Source organism: Gemmatimonadaceae bacterium, from assembly GCA_036003045.1.
Lineage (GTDB): Bacteria > Gemmatimonadota > Gemmatimonadetes > Gemmatimonadales > Gemmatimonadaceae > JAQBQB01.
In genome coordinates, this window is record DASYSS010000040.1 from 1 (window position 1) to 12,691 (window position 12,691).

At 66.0% G+C, this 12,691-nt stretch carries 10 protein-coding genes; 6 read left to right on the plus strand and 4 right to left on the minus strand.

Going from position 1 to position 12,691, the window contains the following annotated elements; all coding sequences use genetic code 11:
• A partial coding sequence (locus VGQ44_09790; protein HEV8447103.1) for a hypothetical protein occupies positions 1-319 on the minus strand: 319 nt, incomplete at its 3' end.
• 133 nt (positions 320-452) lie between these two features.
• Between VGQ44_09790 and VGQ44_09795 the strand changes: the two genes are divergently transcribed.
• Both VGQ44_09795 and VGQ44_09800 read left to right on the plus strand, forming a co-directional pair.
• On the plus strand, positions 453-1,535 hold the full coding sequence (locus tag VGQ44_09795) for a histidine kinase (GenBank protein ID HEV8447104.1): 1,083 nt from the start codon (positions 453-455) through the stop codon (positions 1,533-1,535).
• The gene (locus VGQ44_09800; protein HEV8447105.1) at positions 1,535-2,308 is read left to right on the plus strand and encodes a LytTR family DNA-binding domain-containing protein; all 774 of its coding nucleotides are present in this window, start codon (positions 1,535-1,537) and stop codon (positions 2,306-2,308) included. Before VGQ44_09795 ends, VGQ44_09800 begins: the two co-directional genes overlap by 1 nt.
• 637 nt (positions 2,309-2,945) lie before the next feature.
• Here the strand turns inward: VGQ44_09800 and VGQ44_09805 are convergent.
• From VGQ44_09805 to VGQ44_09815, 3 genes are all read right to left on the minus strand, one after another.
• Complete coding sequence (locus VGQ44_09805; protein HEV8447106.1) at positions 2,946-3,809, minus strand: hypothetical protein; 864 nt, start codon at positions 3,807-3,809, stop codon at positions 2,946-2,948.
• Between the two features lie 70 nt (positions 3,810-3,879).
• Positions 3,880-6,495 carry a glycoside hydrolase family 2 protein gene (locus tag VGQ44_09810; GenBank protein ID HEV8447107.1) on the minus strand — a complete coding sequence of 872 codons (2,616 nt, stop codon included), beginning with the start codon at positions 6,493-6,495 and terminating at the stop codon, positions 3,880-3,882.
• A complete protein-coding gene (locus VGQ44_09815; GenBank protein ID HEV8447108.1) occupies positions 6,492-7,880 on the minus strand; it encodes an amino acid permease in 1,389 nt (462 codons plus the stop codon). The genes VGQ44_09810 and VGQ44_09815 overlap by 4 nt, the downstream gene beginning before the upstream one ends.
• Positions 7,881-8,120: 240 nt before the next feature.
• Here VGQ44_09815 and VGQ44_09820 point away from each other — a divergent pair, with 240 nt between their 5' ends.
• The 4 genes from VGQ44_09820 to VGQ44_09835 all read left to right on the plus strand — a co-directional run bounded on the left by VGQ44_09820 (position 8,121) and on the right by VGQ44_09835 (position 12,679).
• Entirely contained in the window at positions 8,121-8,567 is a 447-nt protein-coding gene (locus tag VGQ44_09820; protein ID HEV8447109.1) for a DUF1801 domain-containing protein, read from the plus strand.
• A 102-nt stretch (positions 8,568-8,669) separates the two neighbouring features.
• Positions 8,670-10,499, plus strand: a complete 1,830-nt coding sequence (locus VGQ44_09825; protein HEV8447110.1) for a chloride channel protein — start codon at positions 8,670-8,672, stop codon at positions 10,497-10,499.
• Complete coding sequence (locus VGQ44_09830; GenBank protein ID HEV8447111.1) at positions 10,496-11,713, plus strand: NAD(P)/FAD-dependent oxidoreductase; 1,218 nt, start codon at positions 10,496-10,498, stop codon at positions 11,711-11,713. Before VGQ44_09825 ends, VGQ44_09830 begins: the two co-directional genes overlap by 4 nt.
• A gap of 78 nt (positions 11,714-11,791) precedes the next feature.
• A complete protein-coding gene (locus tag VGQ44_09835; protein HEV8447112.1) occupies positions 11,792-12,679 on the plus strand; it encodes an Ig-like domain-containing protein in 888 nt (295 codons plus the stop codon).
• The last annotated feature ends 12 nt before the right edge of the window (positions 12,680-12,691 follow it).

A 12,691-nucleotide genomic window follows, 5' to 3' on the forward strand; every position in this document is an offset into this window, starting at 1 on the left:
TCACGCCGAGCGCGATCAAGCACCATATGAAGAGCAACGCGTCGCTGTACCGGCTGCGATTTCCGTTGTTGCTGAAGTGGAGCGCCGGCATGCCGATCGCCGCGAGCGCGACGAACAGCATGATGATCCGCCCGGATCGGAGCTCGGGGACGAGCGCGGGCCCGGCCAGCATCAGGGTCAGTATCACAACGCCCGTGAGGTTGCCCCATCCCGCCTCGACCGTGCCCGGCGAGGAATGGTAGGCGTCCTCGGCGAAGTGCAGCGTCAGGAGCAGCACCGAGAGGAACGACGTGTTTACGAGCAACCGTTGGTGTGTCATGAGCGACGAAGGTACAGCGCAGCCGAGCGCACTTCGCGCGGTTGGCGGCACGTGGCCGCGACTCGCCACAAAAGTTCGTCGATCGGGCGCGCCACACTCGGCGCGGGCTCGGGCGCGGCAGTAGATTCGCGGCGTGAAACGCATCCGCGCTGCGCTGCTATCGCTGGCCGGGTGGACGATTCCCGGACTGGTCGCCGGGGCGGCCACCGTGCTGTTCTTGCCGATCGAGCCAGAAACGCGCGCGTACCTCGGGCGGCTCGGGGCGGCGCTCCTCGTGTCGTGGTGGATCTGGGCCCCCATCGCGCCCGCCGTGCGCGTCGCGATGCGCCGCGTGCCGCTCGAGCGCCCCCTGTGGCGGCCGCTGACAATGCACGTCGTGCTCGCAACCGCGTCGGCACTCGCGTGGTCCGCGTGGTCCGCGTGGGCGCTGTGGCTCTCGCGACCACCGACGCTTCCGGCGGAGTCGTACGGCGCGACGCTCCAACGGCTCATCGGCGGACACGTGTTGCTGGGGGTCGCGGTCTACGCCTCGCTCGTGGCGGTGCTGATGGCGATGGACGAGCGCGCGGCGCGTCGCCGGCGCGAGCTCGACACCCTGCGGCTCGAGGCCGACCTGGCGCAAGCGCAGCTGCGCGCGTTGCAGATGCAGCTCCAGCCGCACTTCCTCTTCAACACGCTCCACGGCATCGCGATGCTCACGGACACCGATCCGGCGGGCGCCGAGTCGATGGCGGTGAAGCTCGCTGAGCTGCTGCGCGCCACGCTGAGCCTGCGCGACGTGCCCGAGGTGCCGCTGCGCACGGAGCTCGATCTGCTGCGCGCCTATCTCGCGATCGAGGAGACGCGGTTCGGCGACCGTTTGGTCGTGACGTTCGTGGTTCCTGACGATGCGCTCGACGAGCGCGTCCCGAGCTTTCTGTTGCAGCCCATCGTTGAAAACGCCGTCCGTCACGCCGTGGCGCCGCGCGTGGAGACGGGGCACATCGCCATCGGCGCGGCGCGCGAAGCGGATGCGCTCCTGCTGTCGGTGGAAGACGACGGGCCCGGATTTGGCGCGGATCCGTTCGCGGTCGGCGGCGTGGGGCTGCCGGCCACGCGCGAGCGTTTGGCGCTGCGCTACGGCGGCGCGGGATCGATTCGGTGCGAAACGCGAAACGCGGGCGCGCGGGGCGGGCTCGTGACGATTCGCATTCCGCTCGACCCGCAGTTGGCCTGATGGCGGACGACGTGCTTCGTGTGCTCGTCGCCGACGATGAGCCGGCCGCGTTGAACGGCCTCGCTCGGCGGCTCGCCGCGACGCCGCAATTGCGGGTCGTCGCCATCTGCCCCAACGGCATCGCGGCGCTGGAGCAGATTCGCGCGACTCGGCCCGATGCGGCGTTCCTCGATGTGGCCATGCCGGGGCTGGCGGGCCTCGACGTCGTGCGCGCGCTGGATCCCGCCGACCGGCCGCACATCGTGTTCGTCACGGCGTACGACCGCTTCGCGATTCAGGCGTTTGATCTCTACGCCGTCGACTACCTCTTGAAGCCGTTCACGCGTGAGCGCCTGGCCGCCGCCGTTTCACGATTGCACGAGCGGCAACGGACCCGAAGACCCGCGAACGACCCGCTCGACGCGTTGCTGCAGTCGGCGCAACCTGTCCTTACCCCCGAGCGACTCGTGGTCAGGACCGCCGAGACGATTCTGGTGATCCCCGCACACGAAATCGATTGGTGCTCGGCGGAGGATAACTACGTGCGTGTCCACGCCGGGTCGAAGCGGCACCTCATCCGCATGACGATGCGAAGGTTGGAGGAACTATTGCCGCGGGCGACGTTCGCGCGGATTCACCGCTCGGCGATCGTGAACGTGGAGCGCGTCCGCGAGTGCACGCCGCTGGGCGGCGGAGAGTATCGCCTTACCCTCGTGAACGGACTGCGGCTGGTGGTGAGCCGGAGTTATCGGGAGGCAGTTCTAGACCGACTGCAACAAGCCAGGGCGAGGTAGGGGCGGCTCATTGCCAGGTCTTCCGGACAGCGCGTGGATCGGACCCATGGCGAGGGCCCTTGGCCGAGCGTCGAAAGGGCGAAATCGCTGTGCCCGAATTGTGCCCGCACGCGCTGATAGCCGGCGGCGCGAATCTCGGCCAGCAGTCGCACCCCCGCTCAGCTGCGGATACTCCGAGAGCCGCGCGTCAATCAGCGGCTTGAACGGCTCGAGCTTGGTCGGCATGCGCGGGCGCGGCTGATAGCGCGCCTGAATCGTGTCGCTGGGCTGATCGAGAGGCCTGCGTCGATCCGGCGGTACATCGTCGAGCGGCCGCCGCCGATGCGCCGGGCGCTTCGACGCGCGACCCCTTCGCCTCCTCCAGCAGAGTCGTAGTAGCAGGCGGTCTGACACTCCATGCATGGCGGGGTCTCGCGCGGGAAAGCCCCCAAGGTCGAAAATGGAGGGCCGACCACCACCGGCGGTCGGCCCGCGAAACTGTCCGTTTTCGCCCGGTGGAAGTGTCTATTCGAGTACGCTCGGTGAAGGCGGGACCGCCCTTCGACGCCAGCTTGGCCACCCTCCGAAAGATCGGCGGCGATGTGATCGCCTAGCGTCTGTAAAACGCCTCTGTTGGGACCAGTCGGGCTGACTGACTCTACCCATCGCCGCTATCGATTGCCTGCGCGCGCGCAACGGCGACGGCTCGCTCGGCGGCTCGCATTGCCGATGCGGCTACCTCGGCGTTTTGTCGGGCACGTTCGACGTCGGCGCGTCGGGCCTGTGCCTGGGCCTGAGCGTTCAGCGACTCGCGTTCGGCGGCGTCCAGCGCTTTTTGGGCGTCGTGAACCGATTGCATCGCATGTGCCGAGCGCTCTTGCAAATCTGCGAGCAACATTTCGGCGCGACGGAGTTCCGCGCGCGCAGCTTCCGCGAGCTGCGCGTCCTCCATCGCAGGGGCGCGCGGCGCGGCTTCCGCTCGCTCGGAGGCGGGCGGCGGCCCCGATGGTCGTGGTGTAGTCGGGGCACTCACCCCGATGGTGGTGAGCATTTCGAGACCGCCACCCTCAGGCACTTCGATGAGTCGCCCCGCACGCAACGCCTCGAGCGCGCCGGCGTCGCCAATCACCGCGTGCAGGGCAGTGGCGATCATGTTCGCGTCGATCGGTTGTCCCGCACGGATGGCGACACGCGCGCCCGCCGCGGCCACAGCGCGTACCGCCGCCTTTACGGTCTCCAGCGCAGTTCGGAGGTCGGTGCCCCGTTGCGCGTCACGGATTGCAGCGGTGAGCTGCTCAATCGATCCGCCGTCGTCGTCAACGATGTTGTCGAGCACCCATGCCATACGGCTCGGCTTACGCAACAGCTTGACGCGATCAGCGTCTTCACGTCGCTTCGCCGCGCGCAGTTGTTTGACCAACGCATCGCGACGGTTGACAAACGCCTCGAGCGGTCCACGGTATACGGCGACTATCGCCGCCTCAAGCTCCATCGGGATGAGAGGCTGTGTCATGTCCGGCATCGATTCATCGCCCATTACGCCGCCGGAGCGGGAAATGCGACAATAACCCTCGGCGAGTCAGCCCGGGGTGTCAGCGGACCGTCGTCCGCGGGACGTTCCACCCTTGGACGACGACCTGTGGCGCGCCATGCATGTCTCGCGCGCGATACTTGACCGTGATTACGCGGGTCTCGTCCGGGAGAAGCGATACATAGTTGTCGTCCCACAACACGGGCAGCGTTTCCTCTCCATCTCGTCCCGTAACTTGGAGACGAACGAAGAACGCGACGGACTTCGACGGGTTCGTGAGCGTGACGCGCCCTTCGCCAGGTGCGAATCGCGCCGTTGCCTTCACCTCGGCCACCGGCATTGCGCGAAGCGCCGTGAAGTCGGCGAACGACTTCACGGGAGTCATGTACCACGTGGACGTGTCGGCCAGCACGTCGGGACGCGTCGACAGCCAGTAGAAATTCGTGCTGCGCGTTCGCCCGCCGGAATCGATCAGCCTCAGATCGAGAAAGTAGGCGCCGGAAACGCCGGACGGCTCGGCGAGCGTAAATGTCCGCACGGTGCTATCGGCTGGCACGTTCACGATGGTATCGCGCGTCAGCTGTTCGGTTCCGTCGGGCGTCAGCACTCGCGCCCGCACTCGCACGCCGTTTAGCGGTTCGCGGGTGCCGTTCACGATGGCGATGGAGCGGTCGTCGTACGAGAACAACACGTGCACCGGTTCGTTCGCTTTCTTGGCGCCGAAGTACCCGCCCGCGGGTCTCAGGTACCAGTCGAACAGGTGCCAGTAGATGGACGGCCACGCATTGTTGAACATCCACTGAATCACGCCCGTCGAGGAATACGCGTTGCGGCGATACGCCTCGAACATCGCGCGCTCGCCCTCGTACGTCATGAGCTGCGACGTCGCGGTGTAGTCCTCGACGCCGGTCGGAGCGCCGAAGCGCGTCGAGAGCGCCGTGTTGAATCGGTCGAGCAAATGCGTGAACTGTCCACCGGCCGCATGGAAGAGCCACACGCTGTCGAGCGGCCACGCGATGTCGCTCGCCGGGATCATGCGTCGCATGCTCTCGATCGGCGGCACGGCGGCGCCCGGACTCGTCTCGGTGTTGTAGGCCCACGCCCCACCATGTGTGCTGTCCTGCAACCAATACGACGGCGGCACCCAATCGTACGGCCCGGTCATCTTCACGCCGCTCGCGCCGGTCACCTGCGTGGGCTTGGCGCTGGCCGAAGAGATCGTTGGATTCGGCCACATCTCGTGCTTCTCGATGTCGAGATACGTCTGCTCGACGTTCGCGGGCGGTGGGTTGTCGCTGCCGTTGAGCCACACGAGCGCACTGGGGTGCGCGCGCAGGCGCCGGATCTGATCGCGCAGCGACGCCGCCGCGATCGCGTACTGTTCGGGGCCCCACTTGGGCCACTCCTCCCACGCGCTGCAGCACACCCATCCCGTCATCACCAACACGCCAAGGCTGTCGGTGCGCTGCCAGAATCCGTCGTCCTCGTAGTTGCCCTCGAGACGGATCGTGTTGAGGTGCATGTCGAGCGCGTAGCGAAGCTCGGCGTCTTGCCGCTCGGGCTGCGGCCGAAAGAACATGTCCGGGGCCCAACCGCCGCCGCGCACGAGAATCCGACGTCCGTTGATGCGGAACAGGCGCCCGCCTTTTGGCGTCATCTCGGCTGTGACTTCGCGTATGCCGAACCGCACGTGCTGTCGGTCGGAGACACGTCCCCCCGTGACGAACTCGAGATCGAGACTGTATAAGTCGGGCGTGCCGAGCTCCGCCGGCCACCAGAGTCGCGGGTTCGTGACGCGAAGCTGTGGAAAGCTGTCCGGCGTGAACTGAACGAGCGCGCTGTCGTGCGGCGCGATGGTGATCGACCGCTTGAATGACACGCCCAGGCCGTCGATGCGGCCGCGCAGCATTCCCGTGACGGATCGTGATGAGAGATTCTTCACGTCGCCCGCCACCGTGAGATCGGCGCGGTTTGCTGAAGCGTCGACATGGCTCACGACTTCCGGATAGCGTACGCTCACGTCGCCGGTGGACACGAGACGAGCGGGCTGCCAGATGCCCATGTCCTTGTCGGGCGGGGACGGATTCCAGTCGACCCACGTCGTCTGCAGATCCGGCGGCGTCGGCGCGAAGACTTCGACGGCCACCACGTTCGTGGCGGTCGCGGAGAACGCGTCGGTGACGTCGAGCTCATAGCGCCGGTAAGTGCCGGCCACCTCGCTCGAGTCGGCCAAACGCCGACCGTTCACCCAGATGTTCGCCCGATAGTTGATGCCGTCGAACTGGAGCGCGAGTCGGCGGCCGCGCATGGCAGTGGGCACGCGAATCGTCGTGCGGTACCACCACGGCACGGCGAACGGGCTTCCCGGCGCCATCGCGGTGTGCACAAAGTTCGCACCGATCGGATACGTCATTCCCGGGAGCGACCGCAGGTTCATGCCGAAGAACGGATCGTGGTAGACGCCGTCTTCGACGAGCGTGCCGACGACCGTCGACGGCGTCGTTGCGCGATACCATCTCTTCGGCTGGTACGCGCGCGACGAGATCTTGGCCCCGTCCAGGCCGACGGTGTCAGATGACTGCACGAGCCACCCGTCGTGCAACGTTCGTCGATCCTGGGCGGCGGCGGCACTCGTGCCCAGCATCAACGCGAGGATGACTGTTCGTCGCGGCGTCACGCGGTCGCCTCCTCGAGGCCAAACGGCCAGCGCTTCGTGTTCCACGACCAGAAGAGAAACACGACGCCCCCCGCCGCGAGCGCGCCGACGCCGAACGCGATCACCCACACGTCCGTCGTCACGAAGACGAAGATCCATCCCAGGAGCGCGATCAGCGCCGGGAGCGGGTAGAGCCAGATCCGGTACGGGCGAGGCATGTCCGGGGCCCGCCGCCGGAGCAGAATCAACCCGAAGATCTGCCCCATGAACTGCACGAGAATGCGAGTGACGATGAGCGCGTCGATGACGGTGCCGAGCGAAAAGAACCCCGCGAGGATCGAGAGCGCGCCCAGCACGAGGAGCGACACGTACGGGAAATCCTTCGTCGGATGCAGCCGCCCGAACGCCCGGAAGAAGTAGCCGCTCTCTGCGGCGGCGTAGGGAATGCGCGAGTATCCCAGCAAGAGCGCGAACACGGAGCCGAACGCGGTCCACAGCACCAGGAGGGTGAAGATCGTCGCGATCCGCGAACCATAGATTCGCTGCATGAAGATCGACACGATGAAGTTCGATTCCTGGTGAGCGGCGGCGGGCACGAACGTGCGCCACGGCACGACACCGATTATCGACAGGTTGATGCCGAAGTAGATCACCGCCACCGCGGCGGTGCTGATCAGGATCGACCGCGGGATCACGCGCCCGGGGTCGCGCACTTCGTCGCCGATGTAGCAGATGTTGTAATAGCCCAGGTAGTCGTAGATGCCGATGCGCGACGCCGCGCCGACGCCGAGGAAGAACCCGAGGGAAAAGTTGAACGCGCCGGGCGGAAAGTCGAACGCGACGCGCGGATTGAAGTGCACGGCCCCGGTGGCGATCACGGCGACAACCGTGATGAGCGTCCCGATCCAGAGCGAGATGGTGATGTTGGCGATCGAGTGGATGCGCCGGTACAAGAGCGCGATGTTGACGACGCCAATCACCGTGATGAGCAGGATCGACTCGGCGTGCGTGAGTCCCGTCCAGATGTAGCTCGCGTAATCGGAGAACCCGATGTAGCCCGACGCGATTTCCAAAGGACCGCTGAGCACGAACTGCCACACGAAAAGAAACGCCATCAAGCGGCCGATCCGCTCAGGCCCGAACGCGACGCGCAGGTAATGAAAAGAGCCGCCGGAACCTGGCATTGCGGCGCCGAGCTCGCTCCACACCATGCCGTCGCATATGACGATGACCAACCCGACGATCCAGCCGAGCATCGCTTGCGGACCGCCGAGTGCGGACATGAGCAGCGGGATCGTGATGAACGGTCCTACGCCGATCATGTTCGTCATGTTCAGCGCCGTGGCCGGGAGCAGGCCGAATCGGCGGAGCAGGTGCGGCTGTTCGGTCGCGGTGACGTTGGTCATGTGCACCCCGTTGCGTTTCCGGATCGTAAGAAACGAAACGTCACACGGCCGAACACCCTAGACAACTCGTCGTCTGATCCCCAAGCCCGTGTCGATTTTGACGGGCCTCATTCGACGTGTTAATGAAGCCGAGAAGGACGCAGCGACGGCACGATCCGGTCGGACCACCCCAACACGAGGAACAGGTCGATAGCTGCCAGCAAACCACGCTCAAAGGCGAAGGCCGCTCGCCCGACCACCGTGGCCGCCTACTTGGCCTCGCTCACTGCGGAAAAGAGGTCGGCGATCGACGAGGCGCGCGCCTTCGTCCACAGGCACCTCCCCAAAGGGTACGCAGAGTTCATGAACTGGGGCGTGATCAACTGGGGGATTCCGCTCGAAGAGTTCTCCGACACGCACAACGGGCAGCCGCTCTGCTACGTGGGCCTCGGCGCGAAGAAGAACTACAACTCGCTCTATCTGATGGGCACGCACGACAGCTCGAACGGCAAGTACACGCCGCCGTTCTCCGAGAAGCTGCTCGCCGATGCATTCAAGAAAGCCGGGAAGCGGCTCGACATGGGGAAGTGCTGTCTCCACTTCAAGGAGCTCGATGATCTCGAGCTCACCTCCGTCGCGAAGGTGATCGCGATGTCGACGCCGAAGGAGTACATCGCGTACTACAAGCGCGTGAGAGGGCTCGCGTAGCGCGGGATGGCAGGGGTCGCCATTGACGGACTGAATGGCTCACACATGGGCGACCATGTATCATACAATAGGGCCTGTCTGTCACCTTTGCGCGGGAGCGGCATGGGACCAGAGCCCGCTAGGAAGGATCTCCGAGATTTCACGACGGACGCGCGCCTGCTGCCGATCACGGCGATGGCCGTCGTCGTCGGCGCGATGGGCGCGGTCGTCGCGTACGTGCTCGTCTGGCTGATCGGCACGATCACGAATCTCGCCTACTACCACCGGCTTTCGTCGGTCATGGTGTCGCCCGCCGCGAACACGCTCGGCTGGTGGGCGCTGGTCATCCCCATGATCGGTGGACTCATCGTCGGCCTCATGGCGCGATATGGGTCGGAGAAGATCCGCGGCCATGGCATTCCGGAAGCCATGGAAGCGATCCTCATCGGCCAGAGCCGGATGGAAGCGAAGGTCGCGATCCTCAAGCCGCTGTCGTCGGCAATCTCGATCGGAACCGGCGGGCCCTTCGGCGCCGAAGGCCCGATCATCATGACCGGCGGCGCGCTCGGCTCGCTGTTCGCGCAGGCGTTTCATCTGTCCGCCGCCGAGCGAAAGACGCTGCTCGTGGCCGGCGCCGCGGCGGGGATGTCCGCCATCTTCTCGACGCCCGTCGCGGCGGTGCTCATTGCGGTGGAGCTGCTCCTCTTCGAGTGGAAGCCCCGCAGCTTCATTCCCGTGGCCGCGGCGGCTGTCATCGCCTACGTGCTTCGAGCGCCGCTCCTCGGTGCTGGGCCGATCTTTCCCATCGCGACGCACAGCGCCATGACGGCATCCGATCTTGGCGTGGCGTTCGCGGTCGGGATCGTCGCCGGCCTTGGATCCGCCGCGCTGACGGCGCTCGTCTATGGCGCTGAAGACGTTTTCGTGAAGCTGCCGATGCACTACATGTGGTGGCCCGTGATCGGCGGAGCCGTGATCGGGCTTGGCGGCATGATCGAGCCGCGGGCGCTCGGCGTCGGCTACGATACGATTCGCGATTTGCTCGGCGGTCAGTTGGTGGGTGCGTTCGTGCTCGCCCTGCTCATCACCAAGGCGGTCATCTGGAGCGTTGCGCTCGGCTCCGGTACGTCGGGCGGCGTGCTCGCCCCGCTGCTGATCATGGGCGGTGCGCTCGGCGCCATCGAGGCGCGGTGGATTCACGTCGGCGACCCCGCGCTGTGGGCCACGATCAGCATGGCCGCGATGATGGGCGGTACGATGCGCTCCCCGCTGACGGCGATCGCGTTTCTGTTGGAGCTCACGCACGACATCGAGCTGCTTCCCGGCCTGCTGGTCGGCTGCGTCGCCGCGCACGCCGTGACCGTGCTCCTGATGAAGCGCTCGATTCTCACCGAGAAGGTGGCGCGCCGCGGGTATCACGTCGTGCGCGAGTACACGGTGAGTCCGTTCGCGCGGTTTCTCGTCGAAGACGTCATGGAGCGTGACGTTCCGTCGATTCCCGCCGACACATATGCCGTCGACATCATTCGCCGTGTGTTGCTCAATGATCCGATTTACGGCCGGCGACACTCATGGCCCCTCGTCGATCGCGATGGCGCGTTCGTCGGCATTCTGTCGCGCGGCGATCTGCTGCGCGCGTTCGACAACGAAGACGACGGCGATCTCACGATGCTGCAGATCGGCACGCCGTCGCCGGTCATCACGTATCCCGACGACCAGCTGGAAGACGCGTTGCAGTTGATGATCCGGTCTGGCGTGGGCCGCCTGCCGGTCGTCGACCGCGCGGCGCCGACGCGACTCGTGGGAATGCTCAGTCGCGAGTGCCTAGCGTCCGCGTATCGCTCCGTGCTCGACGAAGAGCACGAGCGCGCGCACGGTCCGCTGTCGGCCAGGCTCCGGCTGGCGCACCAGCGGTGGCTGCGCCGCGGCGGCAAAGGAGCAACGACATCATGAACGGTTTGGACAACCGATCGCTCGGCTACGGCACGTACCAACGCCTCGTTGGCCGCGCGGAGCGCTACGGTCCGGAGCTGCGTGTGCTGATCGTGGGCGGCGGCGTCGCCGGCCTCACGCTCGCGGCGCTGCTCGAGCAGCGTGGGTTTTCCCCGACCGTCGTTGAACGGTCCGGCCGGCGTCGCGGCGCCGGGTACGCGATCGGTCTGTGGCCCGCCGGGAGCCGAATCCTGAAAGGCCTCGGCATCTTCCGGCGCTTCGAGGCCATCGGCGTGGAGTGTCCGCGCTATGTCGTGGCGACCGAGTCCGGTGAAATTCTGCACTCGTATTCACTCGACGAGATCTCGGCGAAACACGGACCGGTCGTCAACGTGTCGCGGGCCGATTTGATCGGGCTCCTGGAGCAGGCGTTGAGCGATCGATGCATTCGGTTCGGCACGACCGTTCGCGAGATCGTGATGTCGCCACGTGGCGCCTCGGTGCGGTTCAACGACGACACGGCGGACGTGTTCGACGTCGTCGTCGGTTGCGACGGTGTTCGGTCGACGATGCGGCAGCTCGTGTTTGGCAGGGTATCACCGGCGTACACCGGACTCACGGGGTGGGCGCTCTGGATTGAGTCTCCATTCGTCCCGCCGTGCGAGGTGACCGAGTATTGGGGCGCGGGAAAGCTCGTGGCGACGTACCCGATGCGCGACCGCGTGTGTGTGATCCTGGCGGCGCGGCTCCAGGCGAACACGCCGGATCCGACCGAGACGCGGCTCGAGCGGCTCGGCGAGCATTTCGCCGGATTCGGTGGCTCGGTCCCTTGGATCCTCAGCGAGCTCTCGCAAGCCCGCGACGTCTACCATGACGATTTTAGTGATCTTCAGTTGGAGCATTGGCATTCCGACCGCGTCGTCTTGATCGGCGATGCCGCTTATGGAAGCTTGCCGTTGGACGCGATGGGCGCCTCGCTGGCGATGGAGTCCGCCGCCGTGCTCGCGGAGGAGCTGTGCCGAACGGATTCGTCGCACGTGGCGATCGCGCTCGAGCGCTACGTGGCGCGACGCCGCCCGCGCGTCGATCGTGTGCGCGCGCAATCGCGGCGACTCTGCAAGGTCATGTTCGCCGGCGGGCGGGTCCTCACGCGTCTGCGGAATTCCGCCGTACGGCATTCGGCGGACGACGTGCTGCTCGGCGAGCTCGATACGATGCTGGCGGAGCGTCTCTGATATCGAATTCGCCAGCCAAAAGCATCAGAGGTCACACAGGAACGATCTGGCGAGCCGGTGACGCTCCCCGGGTTGCACTTGCGCGCATCTGATCCTGATATTCTAATTCAATTTGCAATTATGGCCTGGTCGGCGACGCTGCTGCCGACCGTCAGCACGCCCTTCACGAGGGTCGCAATGCCGGCACGATGCACCGCGCCGCCCAGCATCCTTCTGGGAAGCTCCTCACTCGCCGTTCTGGTTGGCCTCGCTGCGTTCGCGCTGTCTGCGTGCAGCGACAAAGGCATCGCGACAATGGGTGGGACTGGCAGCCCCGTGCGCTCCGTCATTGTCACGCCTACGTCGCTGGATCTCACCATCGGACAAAGCGCCACGTTGCTAGCAGCGGTGGACGTAGCCCAGAGCGTCACGGATCGTAGGGTCAAGTGGACCTCGTCCAACGCTGCGATCGCAAAGGTCGACAGCAGCGGTCACGTGTCTGGCGTCGCCGGCGGCAACGCGTTCATCATCGCCACTGCTCACGCGGACCCCACGGTCAGCGGCGCAGTCCCCGTGACTGTTACGCCCCCTGCGTCGGCACCTGTACTCATCAGCCAGATCAACCAGACGGTGTGCGCCCCTAGCGGCGGCTGCACCTCCGCTCCGGCGACCCTTTCGAACGTGTCGGGCCAGTTGGACGTCACGGTCAATGTCGATCCAGCGTCGCAGCTGCTTTCCGAGGCCGCATTGGTGATGAACTGCGTGCGTCCTCCCAATTCGGGTACCGATACGGTTGTCGCCAAACAGACCTTTGGCTCGAGCGACAGGGCTCCGAGCTCGAGAGAGGCTTCGTCGGCCCCACTGACCCTCAGCTTCAGCACCACGGCGTTCAAGAACGGCCCGTGCTCGCTCAGGGCCAAAGTGGTCACGTCGAGCGGTGCGCAGCTCTCGAGCGACTTCGCGCTGCTGACGCTCAACAATCCGTGAGGTCCGGATCGT